Below are 20819 nucleotides of genomic sequence, written 5' to 3' on the forward strand. Positions count from 1 at the left end.
AGNGCGCTTGGTCTGGATGATCGGCTCGGCCGAGAACTGGTCGAGCTTGCGGCGCAGGTACGAGATGTAGCTCTCGACGATGCCGGCGTCGCCGTTGAAGTCGTACTCCCACACGTGGTCGAGGATCTGGGCCTTCGACAGCACGCGGTTGGGGTTCAGCATGAGGTAGCGCAGCAGCTTGAACTCGGTCGGGCTGAGCTCGATGGCCGTCTCGCCGATCGTGACCTCGTGGGTGTCCTGGTCCATCGTGAGCTCGCCGGCGCGGATGATCGCGTCTTCGTCCTCGTTCATGGTGCGGCGGAGGATCGCCTTGATGCGGGCGACGATCTCGTCGAGGCTGAACGGCTTGGTGACGTAGTCGTCGCCGCCGACGGTCAGACCCGTGATCTTGTCTTCGGTGTCGTCTTTCGCCGTGAGGAACAGGATCGGCGACGTGTAGCCCGACGACCGCAGGCGCTTGGTCACGCCGAAGCCGTTCATGTCGGGGAGCATCACGTCGAGGATGATCAGGTCGGGCTCTTCTTCGAGGACGGCCGAGATGGCCTGCGCGCCGTTGCCGACTGCCCGGACTGCGAAGCCCGCGAATCGCAGGCTCGTCGTCAGGAGGTCGCGGATGTTCGGTTCGTCATCGACGATAAGGATCTTCGGGCCGTCACTCATGGGATAAGTATCTGCGCGCCTCCTCGGTGTTCCCTGTGAGCAGGAGGCACGTCAGCCGCATGCGGGCATCGTGTCGGCCCTCAGGACGCCGGGTCGGTCCATTCGACGTTCGGCACGAGCGCGATGCGGGTCGTCAGCTCGAGCAGCTCGTCGGGCACGGCGAGGGTGAAGTCGACGCCCTCGCGATGCTCGAGGACGGCGGTGTAGCCGGAGGCGCGGGTGATCTGCCACCCCGGGAACTCCTCGACCGGGGCTGCGACGACCCGCGCCTCCTCGGCGTCGTCGGTGGCGCCGATCGCGGTGAGACCGGCGAAGAGGTGGTCCTTGACCGGCGAACCGGCGAGGAGGTCGCTGCGGTCGAGCACGTCGGGGTCGGGGCTCCACGTGACGATGCTGAGCTGCGAGCCGGCGTGCAGCCCGCCCTGGACCTCGTAGGTGCGCTCGACGGCCACGACCACCGATGCGTCCCAGTCGGCGAACCGGGCGCGCTGGCCGCGGAACTCGATCGCGTCGTGCTCGAGCGACGCGACGAGCGGACCGAAGGTCGCGAACGGGGCCTGATCGGCCGCGAACACGCGACGGAGTCCGTCGCGCCAGAGGTCGTCGTCGCCGAGCGGCAGATCGGACTCGGAGGCGGTGCTCATGCGGCGAGGGCCGGCGAGTCGAGGATCGTGTAGCTGTAGCCCTGCTCGGCCAGGAACCTCTGGCGGTTCTGCGCGAAGTCCTGATCGACCGTGTCGCGGCTCACCAGCGTGTAGAACGACGCCGGCAGCCCCGACTTCTTCGGGCGGAGCAGGCGACCCAGCCGCTGCGCCTCCTCCTGGCGCGAGCCGAACGACCCGCTCACCTGGATGGCCACGGTGGCCTCGGGCAGGTCGACCGAGAAGTTCGCGACCTTCGAGACGACGAGCACCTTCACCTCGCCGTCGCGGAACGCCTGGTAGAGCCGCTCGCGCTCGTCGATCGGCGTGGCACCGGTCAGGGTCGGGGCGTCGAGGGTCTCCGCGAGCTGCTCGAGCTGGTCGAGGTACTGCCCGATCACGAGGATCTGCTCGCCGTCGTGGCGGGCGACGAGATCGCGGACGACACCGAGCTTGGCCGGGGCGGTGGCCGCGAGACGGTACCGCTCGTCGTCGGGGGCGGCCGCGTACTCGAGCCGCGCCTCCTGCGGGAGGTCGACCCGCACCTCGTAGCAGGACGCCGGCGAGATGTAGCCCTGCGCCTCGATCTCCTTCCAGGGAGCGTCGAAGCGCTTGGGGCCGATCAGGCTGAAGACGTCGCTCTCGCGGCCGTCTTCGCGCACCAGCGTCGCCGTCAGGCCGAGTCGGCGGCGGGCCTGCAGCTCGGCCGTCAGCTTGAAGACCGGAGCGGGGAGGAGGTGCACCTCGTCGTAGACCACCAGACCCCAGTCGAGGGCGTCGAGCAGCGACAGGTGCGTGTACTTGCCGCCCCGACGCGCCGTGAGGATCTGGTACGTCGCGATCGTGACGGGCTTGACCTCCTTGACCGAACCCGAGTACTCGCCGATCTCGTCTTCGGTGAGCGAGGTGCGCTTCAGCAGCTCGTCGCGCCACTGCCGGGCCGACACCGTGTTGGTCACGAGGATGAGCGTGGTCGTGCCCGCCGCGGCCATGGCGCCCGCGCCGACCAGGGTCTTGCCTGCGCCGCAGGGCAGGACGACGACGCCCGAGCCGCCGTCGAAGAAGTTGTCGATCGCCTGCTGCTGGTAGCCGCGAAGCTGCCAGTCGCCCTGGTCGAGGTCGATCGCGTGCGGGGTGCCGGGCGTGTAGCCGGCGTGGTCCTCTGCGGGCCAGCCGAGCTTGACGAGCTGCTGCTTGACCTCGCCGCGCGCCCAGGGCAGGAGCTCCCAGACGGTGTCGCTGCGGCGGACGCCGAGCAGCTCGCCGATCTTCTTGACCCGGGTGACCTCGCGCAGCACGGTGTCGTCGGTGCCGCGCAGCACGAGCGTGTCGCCGTCGCGCTCGATGACGATGCGCCCGTAGCGGGCCACCGTCTCGGCGATGTCGACCGAGACGCTCTGCGGCACGGGGAACTTCGAGTACTTCTCGAGCGTCTCGAGCATGTCTTCGGCGGTGTGACCCGCGGCCCGCGCGTTCCACAGGCCGAGTCGGGTGATGCGGTAGGTGTGCACGTGCTCGGGCGCCCGCTCGAGCTCCGCGAACACCGAGAGGTCGTGACGTGCGTCGTCCGACTGGGGGTGCGCGACCTCGAGCAGGACGGTGCGATCGCTCTGGACGATCAGGGGGCCGGTCATGAGGGTCGAGTCTAGGCGCGCCTCCTGCGGTCGTCCTCAGGTGGTGCGGGGACGCCGCGGGCGGGTCGGATCAGCGCGAGCTCGACACCGCGACCACGTGCGAGAGCGGCAGGGTGCGCTCGACGTCGGACTTCTTGTCGCGGCCACGCAGGCGGCCGCCGCCCACGCCGGTGGGCTCCATCTCGAGTGACGACGTCGTGCCGTCGGGCTGCTCGATCGAGATCGTGACGGTCAGCCGGCCCTTGACGGCCGCGTCGAGCTGGCGGGCGATCCAGGCGCGGTCGGTCGTCTCGGTGCTGCCCTCGTTCTCGGCCGACAGGCGTTCGACCATCTCGCGCAGCTGGTCGCGCGCCGGTGCGGGCACGGGGCGCCGGGGGCGGCGGCGGACGGGCGGCGTGACCGAGATGCCCGTCTCATCGAGCACCACGACGGGGTAGCGCTCGTCGCTCAGGGCCCAGAAGACGGTGTCTCGCTCGAAGCGGCTGACGATGCGGAGCCCGTCGAGGCGGCGCAGCGCGAGCGGCGACAGCGCGTGGTCGACCTCGAGGGTGTCGATGCTGGTGTGCTCGTCGGCCTCGACGAGCGTGACGGCGTCGGCGGGGAACCCGGGCGTGCCGGGCTCGACGCCCGACACCCGGTAGCGGCCGTGCCGCTCGGCGGACTGCTGCACGAGGTAGTCGAGCGGCTGGGGGATGCCCGTCGCCGAGATCTCGGCGAGGAAAGCTCGGAGCGTGTCGGCCGTCTCGCCCTCGCTCAGCGCCCGCTGCACCCCGCCCTCGGTGATGCGGTACGTGGCGGCGAGCCCGGCGCTCTCGACGACCGCGATGACCCGGAGGCGCGCATCCAGTGCCGGGGACAGCGGACCGGGCGAGACCACGGTGAGGTCGTGCTGCAGATAGACCTGCTCGACCGCCTCGGGCAGCAGCTCGGCGACCCGCGATCGTGCGGCGCCGGCACCCTCGCGGAACAGCGCGAGCGCCGCCGAGGTGGGCACCCCGCCGGAGCTCAGACCGAGCAGCTCGGCGGAGCGCGAGAACGCGGCCAGGCGCTCGGGCACCCACGCCGCACCCGCGGGGTAGGACCAGAGCGTGAACTCGCGGAGCGGCTCGCCCCACGAGGTCTCGACGCGCTGACGCAGCACGGCGACGATCTCGAGCGGCAGCGAGTCGAGCCACGAGCTCGTCAGGGCCTCCCAGCGGTCGGGCCACGACGAGGCCAGCCAGGCGTTCGCCTCGGCGGTGACGACCCAGCCGTCGGGGCTCGTGCGGGCGAGCCCGGCGCGGGTCGTGATGCCCAGCAGCGTGCTGACGTCGTCGACGTCGATGCGCGCGGCCTCGGCGAGGCGGCGCGTCTCGGGCAGCGCGAGCCCGCCCTTGGCCAGCTCGCGGGCCGGCGACTGCTCGAGCGCACGGAGGATCTCGGCGACCTCGATCACGATGGCGTAGAGGCGCTCGGACGATCGCGCGTCGACGGCCTCCCGATCGATGTCGTCGACCGCCTCGAGCACGACCGGCGGTCTCTCGTCGGCCAGCCGCTCGGCGGAGAGCAGCGGGTCGTCGTCGAGGCGCTCGCCGACGGCGTCGGGGGTGGCGACGATCCGGCCGTCGGTCGACGGCACGAGCAGGAAGAGGTCGAGGAGGTGCGCGACGGCCGTCTCGACCGGCGAGAGGGCGTCGTCGGCGGGGCTCGCGAGACGCTCGGCCAGCGTCGCCGTGTCGGCCGGCTCGCGCGCCGCCTGCAGCAGTCGCAGCTCGGTGCGGTCGAGGCGCGACAGCACGTCGCGCACCGAGGCCGGCTCGAGCAGCGAGTCGGCGAGGTCGAACGCGTCGTGGACGGTCGAGGGGCGCAGCTGTCTGGCCGACAGGCGTCGGAGCAGATCGTCGGTCGGGGCGCTGCGAAGCACGCCCGCGAGATCGAGTGCACTGGTCATTGGGGTCGACCTCCGAAGATTGCGCAGCCGGGTGCTGCGTCTACCGTGTGGTGCCCCGGTTCTCTCGCACACGTCGGGCGCCACTGGCGACGACGTAGGCGATGATCAGCAGGATGGCGAGGGGGAGACCGATGAGCGGCAGCACGCTGATCGCCGGCCAGACGCCGACCGTGTAGTCGGAGACGCCCGTGACGCTTCCGATCAGACGGACGACGAAGGCGACGATCGACAGGACGACGATCGCCGCGATCATGAAGATCAGCACGCGTTCAGTACGATGGACGCTCGTCGGCGTGCTCTCGTCGGTCTTCTCAGCCACCTGCACAGGATAGCGGGGGCGCGCCCCGACCTCTCGCTCTAAACTGAGGTCGCTTTCACCCCCACCTCTTCTAGGAGTCAAGTCATGCCCACCGGCAAGGTCAAGTTCTACGACGACGAGAAGGGCTTCGGCTTCATCAGCAGCGATGACGGCCACGAGGTCTTCCTCCACGCGTCGGCCCTGCCCGCCGGCACCGTGGGTGTCAAGGCGGGTACCCGTCTCGAGTTCGGCATCGCCGACGGCAAGCGCGGTGCGCAGGCCCTCTCGGTGCGCGTGCTCGAGGCCGCACCGAGCCTCGCGAAGATGAGCCGGCGCTCGGCCGACGACATGGCGGTCATCGTCGAGGACCTCGTGAAGGTGCTCGACAAGGCCGGCGGCGACCTCCGCCACGGTCGCTACCCGCAGAACGGCGCCCGCATCGCCGTCCTCCTCCGAACCGTCGCCGACTCCTTCGATGCCTGACGCCGTGACGACCCCCTGGTCCGAGCTCGCGCGACGCGCCCTGCTCGAGATCACCCCCGACGAGACGATCGGCGCCGAGGCCCCGCCCGTCGACGACGAGCCGGGAGTCACCTCGGTCCGGTTCGCGACCCTGCTGCCCGGTTACCCCGGCTGGTTCTGGACGGTCAGCGTCGCGCACCTCGAGGGCGAGGAGCCCTCGGTGCTCGAGGCCGAGCTGATGCCCGGCGACGACGCCCTCATCGCACCCGACTGGGTGCCGTGGGCCGACCGGCTTGCCGAGATGCAGGCCCAGGAGGCGCGCGACGGCGCCGAGGGCGACGACGAGTCGGACGATGACGACTCCGACGACGAGTCCGACGACGAGGACGACTCGGATGACGACGACTCCGACGATGACGACGACGATTCAGACGACGAGGACTCCGATGACGAGGACGAGTCGGACGAGGGCGACTCCGACGACGATGCGCCGCGCGGCAGCATCGTGCACGGGGGCGACGTCGACGGCGTCGACATCGACGACCTCGACGTGACGACGGACGGCGGATCGTCCGACGACGACGACGACGACGACGACGACGACGACTCGGACGACGACGACTCGGACGATGACGACTCCGACGACGACGGCCAGCAGGCCGACACGGGCTCGACCCGGGGCGAGCAGTCCGGCGGCGGCAGGCCGCGGAGGCGTCGACGGCGGTAGATGATCTCAGGGGCGCACGCCGCGCCTCCTCGGCACTCCACGGTGTCGGACGACGAAGACCCCCTCGCCTGATGCGAGGGGGTCTTCGTCGTCTGCGGGCCCGACCGTCAGACGGCCAGGGCGCTCACGACGTGGTCGATCGAGCGGATGAGCTGGCGGACGTCGTCGGGCTCGATGGCCGCGAAGGTGGCGACGCGCAGCTGGTTGCGCCCGAGCTTGCGGTACGGCTCGGTGTCGACGATGCCGTTCTGCCGCAGGACCTTCGCGACCGCGGCGGCGTCGATCGACTCGGCGAAGTCGATCGTGGCGACGACCTGCGAGCGGTGCGACGGGTCGACCACGAAGGGCGTCGCGTAGTCGGACGCGGTCGCCCAGTCGTAGAGGGCCGACGACGACTCGCGCGTGCGGGCGTCCATCCCGGCGAGGCCGCCGTTGTCGAGCATCCAGCGCGTCTGGTCTTCGAGCAGCAGCAGGGTGGTGAGCGCCGGGGTGTTCAGCGTCTGGTTCAGCCGCGAGTTGTCGACGGCGTTCTTCAGGCTGAGGAACTCGGGGATGTACCGGCCGCTCGCGGCGACGCGCTCGACGCGCTCGATCGCCGCGGGGGAGAAGAGGGCGAGCCACAGACCGCCGTCGCTGGCGAAGTTCTTCTGCGGGGCGAAGTAGTAGACGTCGGCCTGCGTCGCGTCGAAGTCGATGCCCCCGGCCGCGCTCGTCGCGTCGACCACGGTCAGCGCGCCGGCGTCGCCGTCGACCCGGGTGACGGGGGCCATCACGCCGGTGGACGTCTCGTTGTGCGGCCAGGCGTAGACGTCGACGCCCTCGAGCACCTCGACCTCGGCCAGCGCGCCGCCCTCGGCCGTGATCACGTGCGGCGCCTCGAGCCAGGGCGCCGCGTTGGCCTTGGCGAACTTGGAGCCGAACTCGCCGAACGACAGGTTCTCGGCGCGCTTCTCGACGAGACCGAACGCCGCGGCGTCCCAGAAGGCGGTCGAGCCGCCGTTGCCGAGCACGACCTCGTAGCCCTCGGGGATGCGGAACAGCTCGCCGAGGTCGGCGCGCACCCGCCCGACCAGGTCTTTGACCGGCGCCTGCCGGTGCGAGGTGCCGAGGAGGCGCGCCCCCGCGGTGACCAGGTGCTCGAGCTGTGCGCCGCGGATCTTCGACGGCCCGCAGCCGAATCGACCGTCGGTGGGCAGGAGGTCAGTGGGAATCGAGATGTCCGCCATGCGTCGATCCTAGTGACCGCGGCGGAGCGTCCAGCGTGCAGCCACTAGGCTGACGGGGTAGTCCACGCGTTCCACCGGGAGGCCCCTGTTGACCGATCTCGTCGACACCACAGAGATGTACCTGCGCACGATCCTCGACCTCGAAGAAGAGAACATCGTGCCGCTGCGTGCGCGCATCTCCGAGCGCCTCGGCCACTCCGGTCCGACCGTCTCGCAGACGATCGCCCGGATGGAGCGCGACGGTCTCGTCGTCGTCTCGGGCGACCGGCACCTCGAGCTGACCCACGACGGGCGCAGCAAGGCGACCCACGTGATGCGCAAGCACCGCCTCGCCGAGCGCCTCCTCGCCGACGTCATCGGCCTCGACTGGGCGTACGTCCACGACGAGGCCTGCCGGTGGGAGCACGTGATGAGCGAGCAGGTCGAGCGCCGCCTGCTCGAGATGCTCGACCACCCGACCGAGTCGCCCTACGGCAACCCCATCCCCGGTCTCGACGAGCTCGGCGACTCGCCGGCCGGTCGGTTCCTCGACGGGGTCGTCAACCTGGTGCAGGTCGTGGCCGAGAACCCCGAGGGCGTCACCCGCCCGATCCGCCGTCTGGCCGAGCCGGTGCAGTTCGAGCCCGAGCTGCTGCAGCAGCTGCAGAACGCCGGGGTCATGCCCGGCAGCTCGGCGACCGTCACCGCTGCCGGCTCGTACGTCTTCGTGCAGGCCGAGGGTCGTGACGAGGGCCTCGAGCTGCCCAACGAGGTCGCGCAGCACATCTACGTGTCGAGCTGATTCCCAGCCCTCGTTCGGCTGTTTACCAATTCGTTACAAATATCCCTCTCGGGGATGATTTCACGCAGGGCTTCGCGTACAGTCGCAGAGTCCCTCGGCCAGGAAGCCGGTCGCGGGATCCGTGGCAAGACGTCTCGCAGCTCCCGTCTCTTGCCATGAGACGTTGATCTGACGAACGGACGGGCCAGCATCCCTAGTGCTGTCGAGACGCCGGAGAACCACCCTCTTGACCCAGCCTGTTCCCGCCCGACACGAGAACGAGCAGCCGAAGACCGCTGCCCTCCGCACCCCCTCCGACCTCCCGACCCGTTCGTCGCTCCGACGCGCCGCGGCCGCCGCCCCTGCACCGCGACGCCGGACGAGCGCTCGCCGCACGGCCGTCTCGGTGACCGTGATGACGCTGACCGCCGGTCTCTTCGGCACGCTGGCCCTTCCCGCGTTCGCCCAGACCCCGGGCGCGACCGGTGCGTCCGACGTGTCGACGGAGTCCGCTGCCTCGGCCGCGCTGACGAAGTCGCGCACCGCCGACGCGCAGACCGTCTCGGTCGCCGACGGCGTGGCCGCCGCCGACACGGGTCGCGACGGCTACACCGCGACCTCGCAGGCGACTCTCGACCAGGCCGCCGCGGCGGCCGCCGAGGCCGTCGAGCGCGAGCAGGAGCGAGCCCAGCTGGCCGAGCAGTACGCGAGCTACAGCGGCCCGACCGCGTCGGAGTACGTCGCGACGGCCGGCGAGGCCACGTCGTCGACGTCGACGTCGGCCGCGGCAGCGGCCGCTCCGGCCGCCGGCGCCGCGACCCCCGGGGCCTTCAGCCTCGACGCCGTCTACCAGACGGCCCTGCAGTACCTCGGCACACCGTACGTCTACGGCGGAGCGACCCCGGCTGGCTTCGACTGCTCGGGCTTCATCATGTTCGTCTACGCCCAGTACGGCATCTCGCTGCCGCACTCGGTGCCCGCTCAGGGGGCGCTCGGCACGCCGATCTCGGCCGCCGAGGCGCAGCCCGGCGACGTCATCATCTTCAACGACGGCTCGCACGACGGGTTCTACGCCGGCAACGGGATGATCCTCGACGCGCCCAAGCCCGGCGGCGTCGTGAGCGTGCGGCCGCTGTGGACGGACGCCGTGCACTACGTGCGCTTCGGGGTCTGACCCGACCCGCGCCTCCTCGGCTCCGCGTGAACAGGCTGTGAAGAGCCGCCCCGCCTCTAGGCAGGGCGGCTCTTCGGGGTTAACCTGGCGATCTCGGAGCACCGCTGAGACCAGGAGAGTCACATGCCTCGCACGACCGCCGCTCGCACCATGGGTGCGCGGTCGAGCGAGCACATACGACGCCCAGCCGACCGATAGAGCACTGCCCTGAGGGGCGGTGCTCTCTTTCGTTCGGAGGGCACTGCTGGGCCCGGCTGCTGCGAGACGGATCGAATCCCTGGAAGCCGTCCAGGGTGCTTCGAAAGGGACAGCATGCGCACTCTCGTTCTCAACGCCGGCTTCGAACCGCTGGCCGTGGTGTCCGATCGGCGGGCCCTCGTGCTCGTCATGACCCAGAAGGCGACGGTCGTGTCGGCCGACGCCGAGCATCCGGTGCTCGCCGCCCGCGCCTCGTACGACCGGCCGTCGGTCATCGTGCTGACGCGGTACGTGAGGATCCCGCACGGGCGGACGATCCCGGTGTCGCGGCGCGGGGTGCTGCGACGCGACGCCCACCACTGCGCCTACTGCGGGCGGGGTGCGACCACGATCGACCACGTGCAGCCGCGGTCGCGCGGGGGAGCCGACAGCTGGGAGAACCTCGTCGCGTGCTGCCTCAAGTGCAACAACCTGAAGAGCGACCGGACTCCGGCCGAGATGGGGTGGTCGCTGCGGTGGGCGCCGAAGGCTCCGCACGGGGTGGGGTGGATCGTGCGCGGGGTGGAGCGGCCGCAGCGCGAGTGGGACGAGTTCCTGGCCGCCGCTGCGTAGAGGTGCCGCGTGGGCGGGCCGGGGTCGTCGACCTCACCCGCGATGAACCGTGTTCGCGAAGATGAACCACGATAGAACGCGGTTCATCTTCGCGAACGCGGTTCATGGTGCGCCCGGACGGGGGGAGGCGCGGGTTCGGTAGACTCGCCGGGTCAGCCTCTGTAGCTCAATGGAAGAGCAGTTCCGTCCTAAGGAAAGGGTTGGGGGTTCGAGTCCCTCCAGGGGCACCTCAACGACGCTGCGCGCCGATGTGCCCCTGGAGGGACTCGAACCCCCGCGGCCCCGCGCCAGACTCGGCACGACGCCAGGAGATGGACACGACGCCAGGAGTTCTTCTGGCGTCGTGTCCATCTCGTGGCGTCGTGGGGGCGGCGGGTCAGCGGGCGGCAGGTGCCTTCGAGCGGAGGCGCGCCACGATGAAGAGCACGGCGCCCGCGGCGAGCAGGATGCCTCCGAAGAGCCAGACCTGCCCGCTCTGCTGCGTCAGCAGCAGCACGCACGAGGCCACGCCCAGCACCGGCACGGCCGTCCACACCCGGAAGTGCTCGTGCTCGACCCGGTCGCGACGCAGCACGAGCACCGCCACGTTCGTGCTGATGAAGACGAAGAGCAGCAGCAGCACGACGGTCTCGGCCAGCGTGCCGATGTCGCCGATCAGCGTCAGACCCATCGCCACGGCCGTCGTCACGAGGATCGCCGCCCAGGGCGTCTTGCGGCGGAGCAGCACAGCGCCGAGCGCGCGGGGCAGCAGGCCCTGCTCCGCCATTCCGAACGTGACGCGGCTCGCCATGATCATCGTCAGCAGGGCGCCGTTCGCGACCGCCACCAAAGCGATGAGGCTGAAGACCCACTCGGGGATCCCGGCACCCGAGGCCGAGACGACGGCGAGCAGTGGTCCGGTCGAGTCGGACAGCTCCGACGCGGGCAGGGCGATCGAGCTCGCGAGCCCGACGAGCACGTAGACGACGCCGGCCGTGATCAGCGAGGCGAAGAGGGCGCGAGGGTAGACGCGCGACGGATCACGCACCTCCTCGGCGATGTTGGCGCTCGTCTCGAAGCCGACGAACGAGTAGTACGCGATGATCGCGGCGCCGAGAGTCGCGATGGCGGGGTTGGCGTCGGCGGGGAACTCGCCGATCCGGCTGACGTCACCGCCCCCGCCGCCGAGCATCATCGCCACGACGGCGATCACGACGACGAGACCGGACACCTCGATCACCGTCATGATCACGTTGCCCTTGAGCGACTCGCTGATGCCCCGCGCGTTCAGGCACGCGACCAGGGCGAGGAACACGATGGCCGTCGGCACGGCCGGCAGGTCGACGAACGTGCCGAGGTAGTCGCCCGCGAAGGCCAGCGACAGACCGGCCGCGCTCGTCACCCCGGCGGCCAGCATGCTGAACCCGACCAGGAACGAGATGACCGGCTGACGGAAGGCGCGCTCCGCGAAGATCGCCGCGCCTCCTGCCTTCGGGTACTTCGTGACCAGCTCGGCGTACGAGCCCGCCGTCAACAGTGCCAGCAGCAGCGCGAGCAGCAGCGGCGCCCAGCGCGCCCCGCCGACCTCGGCCGACAGCGTGCCCATCAGCGCGTAGATGCCCGCACCGAGCACGTCGCCGAGGATGAACAGGTAGAGCAGCGGCCCGGTGATCCCCTGCTTGAGCTTCGACGGCGAGCTGTCGGACGCCGCGGGGGCGCTGGTGGGGGCGGGGGTGTTCATGGGTCTCCTCGAGGTCGGGTGCCTCGGACAGTCAATGCGTAAACGGAAGAGGAGGCGCGGGTCCGCCCCATGAGGCCGCGAGGGGTTGACAACGGGGGCGGGCTTCCGGTCTCGGACCCGCTTCGGAGCCGGAGCCGGAGCCGGGGCCGGTGCCGGTGCCGGTGCCGGGGCCAGACGCGGGTACCCTCGGCGAGGCGCGTATCGGCGCACGATCGAGGGATGACGAGGAGGCGCGGTGACAGACGACCCGGCATCCCGCTCCGGCGACGGCAGCGGCTCGCGACCCGCCGCCACCCGACCCCTTCACCTGCGGTGGAGTTCGCTCGGCCTGGTCGCGCTCGGCGGAATGGTGGGGACCGCGCTGCGCGAGGGGCTGGCGCTGACGTTCGCCGCGCCTCCCGGGGGGTTCCCGGTCGCGATCCTCGTCATCAACCTCGTCGGCTCGTTCGCGCTGGGTCTGCTGCTCGAGTCTCTGGTGCGCCGTGGATCGGACGAGGGGCGGCGTCGGACGGCGCGGCTGCTCGTGGGGACGGGGCTGATCGGCGGCTTCACCACGTACAGCGCGTTCGCGGTCGACGTCGGACTGCTCGGATCGGGCGACGGCCTCGTGATGGCCCTCGCCTACGCCGTGTCGTCGGTGGTGCTCGGGACCCTCGCCGCCGGGGCCGGCATCGCCCTCGCCGGACGACTGCACCGACGCGACGACCGACCTGGCGACCGGCGCGTCGACCGGCGCGTCGACCGGCGCCCGCCCGGACACGGGCAGGGAGGCACGGCATGACCGGCCCGCTCGTCTTCGTCGCCATCGCGCTCGCGGGCGGGGTGGGTGCGGCTCTGCGCCTCGTCGTCGACGGGATCGTGCGGTCGGCCATCGCGGCGCGGACGCGAGTCGACTGGGCGCCGCGACGGCTGCCGCTCGGCACCGCGCTCATCAACGTGACGGGGTCGTTCGCGCTCGGTCTGCTGACCGGGCTGGCGTCGACCGGCGGGGTCTCGCACGAGGTGCTGCTCGTCGCGGGCGGCGGACTGATCGGCGGGTACACGACGTTCAGCACGGCGAGCGTCGAGACCGCGCGACTGCTCGCGGACGGGCGTCGCGGCGCCGGCGCGCTGAACGTCGTCGGCGTGCTGGTGCTGTCGGTCGGAGCCGCGGTGCTCGGGGTGGCGATCGGGGGCTGAGCCTCGAGCAGGGCGGCAGGGTGCGGCTGCGGCTGCGGCTGCGGCTGCGGCTGGGGTTGAGGCGCGGGCTGCGGCCGGGGCCAGGGCGCGGGCTGCGGCGTGGGCCGGGGCCGGGGCCGGGTCCGGGACCGCGGGCGTGCGCTCAGCGGCGATCGGCGGGGTAGACCTCGGCGGCCGCGCGGTCGAACGAGAACCAGACGGGGTGCCCGACGCGGTCGTCGAGCTCGGCGGCCCGCCTCGGGCTGAGGTCGGCCGACAGCAGCGCGCCCCGCAGCCGGACGACGTCGCCCCGCGGTTCGAGGTCGAGCAGCTCGCCCCGGACGCATTCTCGCGAGGCGTCGTCGGGCCGATCGAACGACACGGTGACCAGGGCAGGAGGCACGGCGAACGACACGGCGCCTCCTTCGGTCATGAGGCGGTCGGCTCCCGAGCCGGTGCCGACGCCGAGGCGCGTGTCGGCGTCGACCTGCACCGCGCCCCGGTCGACGACCCCGGTGACCAGGTTCACGCCGGCGAGCCGCGCAGCGAAGCGCGTGCGCGGACGATCGAAGACCTCGGTCGGCGTCCCCTCGTCGACGATGCGACCGCCCTCGACGAGGACGACGCGATCCGCGAGCGTGTAGGCGTCGAGCGCGTCGTGCGTGACGATCACCACGGTGCGATCGGCGAGCACGCGCCGCAGGGTCCGACGCAGGGCGGGCGTCACGACCACGTCGAGCGCCGCCAGGGGCTCGTCGAGCAGCAGGACGCCCGGCTCCGACGCGAGCGCCCGGGCGATGGCGACCCGCTGAGCCTGACCGCCCGACAGCTCGGCCGGATTCCGGCCCCCGAGATCGAGCACCCCGACCTCGTCGAGCCGGCGCCGGGCCGCGCGGCGTGCCTCGTCGGCGGGGCGCCCTGCGCTGCGCGGGCCGAACGCCACGTTCTCGAGCACGGTCAGATGCGGGAAGAGCAGCGGCTCCTGCGCCAGGAGCGAGACGCCGCGGAGGTGCGGTGCGAGCCACGACGACGCGTCGCCCCGATCGGGGCCCGCCTCGGCGAGCACGGCGTCGTCGAGGGTGATCCGACCCGCATCGGGTCGCACGAGCCCGGCGACGGCGCCGAGCAGCGTCGACTTGCCCGCGCCGTTCGGGCCGAGCACGGCCACCGTCTCGCCCGGCGCGACGACGAGGTGGAGGTCGACGTCGCGCTCGTCGACCCGGAGGGTCACGTCGAGACGACGCGCAGGCGCGGTGGGCGGGGAGGAGCGCAGCGGAACGCGATCCGCTCGCAGGCCGCCGTCGGCACGGTCGGGAGCGTCCGTCGACGGGCGGTCCGGGGGCGCCGCCCCGCGGGTGGGCGCGAACCCGCCGACCCGATGCGCGACCGCGACGATCACGACGGCGACGACGACCAGTACGAGCGAGAGGGCGACGGCCGTGTCGGGGTCGGTCTCGCGCTGCAGGTAGATCTCGAGCGGGAGGGTGCGGGTCGTGCCCTGCAGGCTCCCGGCGAAGGTCAGCGTCGCGCCGAACTCGCCGAGGGCCCGGGCGAACGACAGCACGGCGCCCGAGATGACCGCGGGCAGCACGAGAGGCAGCGTGACGCGGCGCAGCGCGGTCGTCGGTCGGGCGCCGAGTGTCGCGGCCACGACCTCGTACCGCGTGCCGACGGTGCGCAGGGCGCCCTCGAGACTGAGTACGAGGAACGGCAGGGCGACGAAGGTCTGCGCCAGGACGACCGCCGTCGTCGAGAACGCGATCTCGACGCCGAGCACGTCGAGCACCCCGCCGAGCAGCCCTCGCCGGCCGAACGTGTAGAGCAGCGCGATGCCGCCCACCACGGGTGGGAGGACGAGCGGCAGCAGCACGAGCGCGCGCAGCAGCTGCTGCCCGCGGAATCGCGCCCGTGCCAGCACGACGGCCATCGGCACGCCGAAGACGACGCAGAGGGCGGTCGCGGCGATGGAGGTGCGGAGGCTGAGGAGGAGCGCCGACAGCGACGACTCCGATGTGACGAGCGGGATGAAGCGGGGCCAGTCCACCCGCAGCACCATCGCCGCGAGGGGCAGCACCACGAATGCCGCGCCCACGGCGGCTGCGATCAGCACACCCCCCGGGATGCCGAGGGCGGGTGCGCGGCCGACGGGCCCGCGCCTCGTCACGGCGACCCGAATCCGGCCGCCGAGAGCACCGCTCGGCCGTCGGGACCGGCCACGTAGTCGACGAACGCCTGCGCCGCATCCGACTCTCGGGAGTCGGTGAGCGCGACGATCGGGTACGTGTTGACGGCTTCGGCCGACTCGTCGAAGGGAACGCCCTCGACGGCGTCGCCCGCGGCGGCGATGTCGGTCACGTAGACCAGCCCCGCGTCGGCCTCGCCCGAGGTGACCTTGCCGAGCACGTCGGTGACGGAGGACTCCTCGCTGACCGGGGTCAGCGCGACCCCCGCCGCCTCCGTGACGGTGGTCGTCGCCGCGCCGCAGGGCACGGCGGGGGCGCAGACGACGACCTTCAGATCGGGGTCGGCGAGATCGGCGAGGTCGCGCACGCCGGCGGGATCACCCGGAGGCACGGCGATCTCGAGCACGTTCGTCGCGAAGTCGACCGGGTCGCCGTCCGCGAGGCCCGCATCGACCACCGTGCTCATGTTCTTCGCATCGGCCGAGGCGAAGACGTCGGCGGGCGCCCCCTCGACGATCTGCGTGGCGAGATCGGACGAGCCCGCGAGGTTCAGGTCGACCGACACCCCCGGATGCGCGGCCTCGAAGTCGGCGGCCAGGTCGGTGAACGAGCCCGTGAGCGATGCGGCGGCGAAGACCGTCACGCTGCCCGACAGCTCGTCACCGCCCGATGAGTCCGACGCCGAGGTCGCATCGCCGCCGGATGCCCCGCACGCGGTCAGCGCGAGAAGCGTCAGCGCGACGGTGCCGAGCACGCCGGTGCGGCGGGTGCGGCGGGTGCGGAGGCTGCGCCCCGAGCGAGCGAGACCGCCGGCACCCCGGGCCGCGGGGGTGCTCATGCGCCCACCGGTCGCTGAGGCGTCTCGACGATGACGGTCGTCGCCTTCACCACGGCGACCGCGACCGAGCCGAGCTCGAGACCGAGTTCGCGCACCGCCTCGCTGCTCATCAACGAGACGACGCGATGCGGGCCGCACTGGATCTCGACCTGCGCCATGACGGTGTCCATCACGATGTCGGTCACGAGCCCGACGAAGCGGTTGCGCGCCGATCGACCGATGCCCGACGGGTCGTCGGGCAGCACGGCGTTCTCACGCGCGAGTCGAGCCAGGGCGAGTCCGTCGACGACGGTGCGTGAGGACGCGTCGCGCTCGCCGACGAGGGTGCCGTCGGCGATCCACCGACGGACGGTGTCGTCGCTGACGCCGAGGAAGGACGCGGCGTCGCGGATCCGTATCTGAGCCATGGAGCCCAGCATAAGTCCGCATCTGCGTCGAAGTGAAGCTGGACAGCCCTCGTGTGCGTCTCGGAATGCCTACCGGAAGCACCCCGAGTCGTTGGTCAGAAGGTGCCCTCGGGGGCGGCGGGAAGCGCGCGAAGCGACCACCGTGCGCCGATTCGCGGCAAGGCCCCGCGTCGAGTGGTCGGAAGATGTCCTTCCCTCGTCTGGGAAGAGCATCTTCCGACCACTCGACCGGCAGGGGCCAGTGCCTACGACACGCGCTCGGCGAAGACGACGCGGTTGTCGTCGTAGTGCCCGACGCTCCGGTCGAAGAATCCGCCGCAGGTGATGAGGCGCAGCGAGTCGTCCGCCGTCGCGCCGAAGACCCTGGCCGTGGGGAAGTCCGCCTTGGCGAAGTCCTCGACCTCGGTCACGGCGTAGCGCGCGGGCGTGCCGTCGGCGTCGAGCACCTCGACCTCGTCGCCCACCACGACCTCCGACAGTCGCGCGAACACCGCCGGCCCCGTGGTCGAGTCGACGTGCGCCGCGATGACGGTCGGTCCCCTCCCGCCGGGTCGACCGCCTCCGGTGAACCAGCCCACGTCGTCGAAGTCCGTCGGGACCTCCATGCGTCCGTCGGCGGCGATGCCGAGGTCGATGAGGGGCTCGTCCAGCTCGATCGACGGAACCGACACCCTGATCGGGGCGACCCCGTCGGCGATCGCCGGCGACGCCGCCGGGGTCGGTGCGGCCGATGGAGCGGCGGACCCGGCAGGAGGCGCGCTCGGCTCCGCCGTCGGACCCGACCCCGTCGGGGCGGTGATCTCCGTCGGGGTGGCGGGCGCGCCTCCTGAACCGGGCGCGCAGCCGGTCAGCACGAGGGCGACCGCCGCGGCGGCCGAGACGACCAGGGTCGCGGCCGCCCGACGGGTGCGCCGCTCACGCAGCGCACCCGTCGTGTGGCGACCGCGGGAGATCAGGACTCCTGGCGGCGGTGACGACGCGCGACGAGCACGCCGGCGGCACCGAGCAGTCCGAGGGCGCCGAACGCGCCGGCGCCGATCAGGGCCGAGTCGCCGGTGGAGGCGTTCGCCGCGCCTCCTGCACCCGTGTCGACTCCACCGACCGGCACCTGGGTCAGCTGGCCGCGGACGACACCCGCCGCGAAGTCGGTCGTGTGCGAGTCGCCCGTGAAGCCGGCGGGGTTCGCCTCGATCTGCGCGAGCGTGAAGCCCTCGCCGGTGTCGGCGCCCGCATCGCTCGTCACGCCCGTGGTGAAGGGGCCCTGCAGGCAGCCGCTGCTGGTGCGCTCGCCCGAGCCGTCGTCGACGGGGTTCGGGAACGCGATGCGCGGCGGGCCGGACTTGCCCGCGGCGGCCTCGTGGATGTGCGTCGCGGTCTTGGCCGGGCTCATGTAGTCGCCCGTCACGCCCGAGAGCGTGATGTCGTAGCAGATGATGTTCTGATCGCTGTTGATGCGGAAGTCGAAGGTGCCGGTGGCGCCCTCCTGGCCGGGGGTCGCCACGCCGTCGTTGTTGATCACCTGGTCGGGCGTGGCCATCACCGTGAAGGCGCTGGTGAAGCTCGAGGGCTCGGCGACCTCGGTCTCGGCGCTCGCCGGAGCGGCGGCGAACAGGGTGAGGGCGGCCGCGGCAGCGCCTCCGATGGTCAGGGTGCGGACGGAACGGTTCATCTTCGACATGCTTCCTCTGCCTCTCGCGGGGCGTGATCCGGTCGGACGACGCTTGTGGAGGGGCTTACGACGGCGAGATGCGGATCGTTCACGCGCGCGTCGATTTTCTTCGCGGGGGCGGTGGCGGCGTCGGGGGCGGCGGCGGCGACCGGGCGGTGGGCGCGGTCGAAGACCAGCACCAGGGCGACTCCGGAGGCGCACAGCACGAACCCGACGATCGTCCAGCCGGTCAGCGGCTCGCCGAACATCGCCGTGCCCGCGAGGGCCGTCGTCGGTGCGACTAGGAAGAGCAGCGCGTTCAGCGCCGTGATGCCGACCCGGCGCAGCAGCCACCAGTAGAGGCTGTAGGCGACGAGGCTCGGCAGGGCCGCCGAAAGCAGGGCTGCCAGCCAGAACTGCGGGTCGGCCGGCGGCACGAGCGCGCCCGTCGCGACGGCGAGGACGATCAGGGCGGCCGCGCCGACGGACACGTGGATGGTCATGACCGTGAGCACGGGGAGGCGCGCCTCCGACCGGCGCTCGACGAACGTCCCGACGATGAGGCACGCCATGGCCAGCGCGGGCAGCAGATAAGCCGCCGCGGGGGCCGTCGAGCCGCCGAGCTGCGAGCCGACGACGGCCGCCACGCCGACCGCGCCGAGCGCCAGGCCCGCCCACTGGGCCCCCCGCACGCGCAGACCGAGCAGCGGCCCGACGAGCGTCGCGACCACGAGCGGCTGCACGGCGTCGATCAGCGCCGTGGTGCCGGTGGCGATGCCCGAGCCGACGGCGGCGTAGACGAAGGCGCAGTAGCCGAACTGGGCGAAGAGGCCGATCACGGCCTGTCGGCGCAGCTCGACGCGGGGGAGCCCGCGGAAGGCGCCGGTCGCGGACGCCACGGCGAGCAGCACGACCGCCAGCGGAGCGAACCGCCAGACGAGCAGGGTCGCCGCGGGCACGTCGGCGGTGGCGATCTTGGCGATGACGAATCCGGAGCTCCACGAGGCGACGAACACCAGGGAGGCCAGCACGGTCACGACCGCACCGAGTACACCGATCTGTTTACTCATGTCGTCGACTATACAGATCGGTAGACTGACTGGGTGACCGGAACCGGAACGACCTCGCGCCTCCTGCTCGCCGACCCGCCCGTCGGGCTGCCCCCGCTGCCCGAGTTGACGCCCGGAGCCCGCCGCGTGCTGGACGCCGCCTCCCGCCTCTTCTACGAACGCGGCATCCACGCGGTCGGCGTCGACACGATCGCCGCCGAGGCCGGCGTCACGAAGAAGACCCTGTACGACCGCTTCGGATCGAAGGAGGCGCTGGTCGTCTCGTACCTGCGGCATCGCGACGAGAGATGGCGCGAGCACATCGCCGCGCAGCTCGCCCTCGTGCCCGAGCCCGGCGTCGACCGGGTGCTGGCCGTCTTCGACGCCACGATCCTGTGGGTGCCCGACAACGACCGGAAGGGCTGCAGCGCGATCAACGCCCGGGCCGAGATGGGGGTCGGGGGCGGCGAGAGCGACATCGAGCTCGCCCTGCCCGAGGTGGTGCGGCAGAAGGCGTGGATGCTCGAGCTGTTCGTCGCCCTGTGCCGCGAGGCGGGGGTCGACGACCCCGACGGCACGGCGCGGCTGCTCATGCTGCTGCACGAGGGCGGACTCGTCACCCTCGGCATGCGGACGTTCGCTTCGCCGTTCGCTGTGGCGCGGGCGGCGGCGGCCGACGTGCTCGCGGCGCGGGTCTGAGCGCTGCGCGCGCCCTGGGGCCGGGGCGCCCGCGGTGCGGGGTGGGCGGAAGCGGCCCTTCGTGGGGCGCGGAGGGGCGTCTTCTGGCCGACGTGGGCCGTGGGGGTCGGGGGCGTCGTGCACGGTGGGCGGAAGCGGCCCTTCGTCGCGTGCCGAGGGGCGTCTTCTGACCAACGTGGGCCGTGGGGGCTGGAGGTGGCCCGCACGGTGGGCGGAAGCGGCCCTTCGTCGCGTGCCGAGGGGCGTCTTCTGACCAACGTGGGCCGTGGGGGCCGGGGGTGTCGTGCAGGGTGGGCGGAAGCGGCCCTTCGTGGGGCGCGGAGGGGCATCTTCTGACCGACGTCGGCGGGTGAGGTCAAACCCTGCCCGGGGCGCAGCGGCTCAGCCGAGGACGACCGTCAGGGGCGCTGCGACGATGAACGAGACGGGCGGGACGAGGCAGACGCCGCCGATGATGCCGAGTGTCCTGCCGAAGCGCCCGGCGAGCGATCCGGCCAGGATCGCGAGCACGATGCTCGCAGGCAGCAGCACCCCGAGCGCCAGCCAGGCGACGTGCGCGACCGGGCTGTCCCAACCGAGCCAGGCGGTCTCGGATACGGCGGTCACGAGGCAGAGCACGAGGGCGGCGATCGAGAGGAGTCGACCCCGCGCCGTCCCCTCGAGCGAGGCCGGGCTGGCGACGATCGGCTCACGCGACGGGAGCGCGGCGACCTCGGCTTCGGCCCGTGCCAGCTCCTCGCGATCGATGTCGTCCATGGCGCGAATCTACCGCCGTCGACGGCTCGATTCGGCGAT

21 protein-coding genes, 1 tRNA gene and 2 pseudogenes are annotated in these 20819 nt (G+C 72.1%); 9 read left to right on the plus strand and 15 right to left on the minus strand.

Annotation, left to right across the window (positions count from 1 at the left end; translation table 11 throughout):
* Nucleotides 1-3 precede the first annotated feature (3 nt).
* The 5 genes and pseudogenes from IFT51_RS12290 to IFT51_RS12310 all read right to left on the minus strand — a co-directional run.
* A pseudogene (locus IFT51_RS12290) lies at nucleotides 4-660 on the minus strand (response regulator transcription factor); the annotation flags it as partial.
* An 80-nt stretch (nucleotides 661-740) separates the two neighbouring features.
* Nucleotides 741-1304, minus strand: a complete 564-nt coding sequence (locus IFT51_RS12295; protein WP_192061370.1) for a hypothetical protein — start codon at nucleotides 1302-1304, stop codon at nucleotides 741-743.
* Nucleotides 1301-2935 carry a DNA repair helicase XPB gene (locus tag IFT51_RS12300; RefSeq protein ID WP_192061371.1) on the minus strand — a complete coding sequence of 545 codons (1635 nt, stop codon included), beginning with the start codon at nucleotides 2933-2935 and terminating at the stop codon, nucleotides 1301-1303. The genes IFT51_RS12295 and IFT51_RS12300 overlap by 4 nt, the downstream gene beginning before the upstream one ends.
* 70 nt (nucleotides 2936-3005) lie before the next feature.
* Entirely contained in the window at nucleotides 3006-4865 is a 1860-nt protein-coding gene (locus tag IFT51_RS12305; protein WP_192061372.1) for a helicase-associated domain-containing protein, read from the minus strand.
* A 40-nt stretch (nucleotides 4866-4905) separates the two neighbouring features.
* Nucleotides 4906-5184, minus strand: coding sequence for a hypothetical protein (locus tag IFT51_RS12310; RefSeq protein WP_192061373.1), 279 nt, complete (start codon nucleotides 5182-5184; stop codon nucleotides 4906-4908).
* Between the two features lie 84 nt (nucleotides 5185-5268).
* On the opposite strand from IFT51_RS12310, the gene IFT51_RS12315 reads away from it, so the two are divergent.
* Entirely contained in the window at nucleotides 5269-5646 is a 378-nt protein-coding gene (locus tag IFT51_RS12315) for a cold-shock protein (protein WP_192061374.1), read from the plus strand.
* Entirely contained in the window at nucleotides 5639-6352 is a 714-nt protein-coding gene (locus IFT51_RS12320) for a DUF3027 domain-containing protein (protein ID WP_192061375.1), read from the plus strand. Before IFT51_RS12315 ends, IFT51_RS12320 begins: the two co-directional genes overlap by 8 nt.
* Before the next feature lie 107 nt (nucleotides 6353-6459).
* Here the strand turns inward: IFT51_RS12320 and serC are convergent, their stop codons facing one another.
* A complete protein-coding gene (serC, locus tag IFT51_RS12325; RefSeq protein WP_192061376.1) occupies nucleotides 6460-7578 on the minus strand; it encodes a phosphoserine transaminase in 1119 nt (372 codons plus the stop codon).
* Between the two features lie 88 nt (nucleotides 7579-7666).
* Here serC and IFT51_RS12330 point away from each other — a divergent pair, with 88 nt between their 5' ends.
* From IFT51_RS12330 to IFT51_RS12345, 4 genes are all read left to right on the plus strand, one after another.
* Nucleotides 7667-8359, plus strand: a complete 693-nt coding sequence (locus tag IFT51_RS12330; protein ID WP_192061377.1) for a metal-dependent transcriptional regulator — start codon at nucleotides 7667-7669, stop codon at nucleotides 8357-8359.
* A 226-nt stretch (nucleotides 8360-8585) separates the two neighbouring features.
* Complete coding sequence (locus IFT51_RS12335; RefSeq protein WP_192061378.1) at nucleotides 8586-9512, plus strand: C40 family peptidase; 927 nt, start codon at nucleotides 8586-8588, stop codon at nucleotides 9510-9512.
* Between the two features lie 312 nt (nucleotides 9513-9824).
* A complete protein-coding gene (locus IFT51_RS12340; protein ID WP_192061379.1) occupies nucleotides 9825-10322 on the plus strand; it encodes an HNH endonuclease in 498 nt (165 codons plus the stop codon).
* A gap of 155 nt (nucleotides 10323-10477) precedes the next feature.
* Nucleotides 10478-10549: transfer RNA gene (locus IFT51_RS12345), tRNA-Arg, on the plus strand.
* A 149-nt stretch (nucleotides 10550-10698) separates the two neighbouring features.
* On the opposite strand, the gene IFT51_RS12350 is transcribed toward IFT51_RS12345, so the two are convergent.
* Nucleotides 10699-12042 carry an APC family permease gene (locus tag IFT51_RS12350; RefSeq protein ID WP_192061380.1) on the minus strand — a complete coding sequence of 448 codons (1344 nt, stop codon included), beginning with the start codon at nucleotides 12040-12042 and terminating at the stop codon, nucleotides 10699-10701.
* Between the two features lie 235 nt (nucleotides 12043-12277).
* Between IFT51_RS12350 and IFT51_RS12355 the strand changes: the two genes are divergently transcribed.
* Together IFT51_RS12355 and IFT51_RS12360 are read left to right on the plus strand one after the other, a co-directional pair.
* Nucleotides 12278-12823, plus strand: coding sequence for a CrcB family protein (locus IFT51_RS12355; RefSeq protein ID WP_371740787.1), 546 nt, complete (start codon nucleotides 12278-12280; stop codon nucleotides 12821-12823).
* Nucleotides 12820-13221, plus strand: coding sequence for a CrcB family protein (locus tag IFT51_RS12360; protein ID WP_192061381.1), 402 nt, complete (start codon nucleotides 12820-12822; stop codon nucleotides 13219-13221). Before IFT51_RS12355 ends, IFT51_RS12360 begins: the two co-directional genes overlap by 4 nt.
* A gap of 142 nt (nucleotides 13222-13363) precedes the next feature.
* On the opposite strand, the gene IFT51_RS15215 is transcribed toward IFT51_RS12360, so the two are convergent.
* The 7 genes and pseudogenes from IFT51_RS15215 to IFT51_RS12390 form a co-directional block, all read right to left on the minus strand.
* Nucleotides 13364-14599 carry a sulfate/molybdate ABC transporter ATP-binding protein gene (locus IFT51_RS15215; RefSeq protein WP_371740793.1) on the minus strand — a complete coding sequence of 412 codons (1236 nt, stop codon included), beginning with the start codon at nucleotides 14597-14599 and terminating at the stop codon, nucleotides 13364-13366.
* Nucleotides 14579-15322, minus strand: a pseudogene (locus IFT51_RS15220) (ABC transporter permease); the annotation flags it as partial. The gene IFT51_RS15215 and the pseudogene IFT51_RS15220, both read right to left, overlap by 21 nt.
* Nucleotides 15323-15360: 38 nt before the next feature.
* A complete protein-coding gene (gene modA / locus IFT51_RS12370) occupies nucleotides 15361-16221 on the minus strand; it encodes a molybdate ABC transporter substrate-binding protein (protein ID WP_192061383.1) in 861 nt (286 codons plus the stop codon).
* Nucleotides 16218-16628, minus strand: coding sequence for a molybdopterin-binding protein (locus IFT51_RS12375; RefSeq protein WP_192061384.1), 411 nt, complete (start codon nucleotides 16626-16628; stop codon nucleotides 16218-16220). The genes modA and IFT51_RS12375 overlap by 4 nt, the downstream gene beginning before the upstream one ends.
* Before the next feature lie 245 nt (nucleotides 16629-16873).
* Nucleotides 16874-17482, minus strand: a complete 609-nt coding sequence (locus tag IFT51_RS12380; RefSeq protein ID WP_371740788.1) for a class F sortase — start codon at nucleotides 17480-17482, stop codon at nucleotides 16874-16876.
* A gap of 98 nt (nucleotides 17483-17580) precedes the next feature.
* Nucleotides 17581-18297, minus strand: a complete 717-nt coding sequence (locus IFT51_RS12385; protein ID WP_243216227.1) for a CHRD domain-containing protein — start codon at nucleotides 18295-18297, stop codon at nucleotides 17581-17583.
* Nucleotides 18294-19346: a DMT family transporter gene (locus IFT51_RS12390; protein WP_197982028.1), complete on the minus strand. Its 1053-nt coding sequence runs from the start codon at nucleotides 19344-19346 to the stop codon at nucleotides 18294-18296. Before IFT51_RS12390 ends, IFT51_RS12385 begins: the two co-directional genes overlap by 4 nt.
* Nucleotides 19347-19379: 33 nt before the next feature.
* Here IFT51_RS12390 and IFT51_RS12395 point away from each other — a divergent pair, with 33 nt between their 5' ends.
* Nucleotides 19380-20024 carry a TetR/AcrR family transcriptional regulator gene (locus tag IFT51_RS12395; RefSeq protein ID WP_371740789.1) on the plus strand — a complete coding sequence of 215 codons (645 nt, stop codon included), beginning with the start codon at nucleotides 19380-19382 and terminating at the stop codon, nucleotides 20022-20024.
* A 381-nt stretch (nucleotides 20025-20405) separates the two neighbouring features.
* Here the strand turns inward: IFT51_RS12395 and IFT51_RS12400 are convergent, their stop codons facing one another.
* Nucleotides 20406-20780: a hypothetical protein gene (locus tag IFT51_RS12400; protein ID WP_192061386.1), complete on the minus strand. Its 375-nt coding sequence runs from the start codon at nucleotides 20778-20780 to the stop codon at nucleotides 20406-20408.
* Nucleotides 20781-20819: the final 39 nt, after the last annotated feature.

Source organism: Frigoribacterium sp. CFBP 13712 (assembly GCF_014842255.1).
In the GTDB taxonomy this organism is placed as follows: domain Bacteria; phylum Actinomycetota; class Actinomycetes; order Actinomycetales; family Microbacteriaceae; genus Frigoribacterium.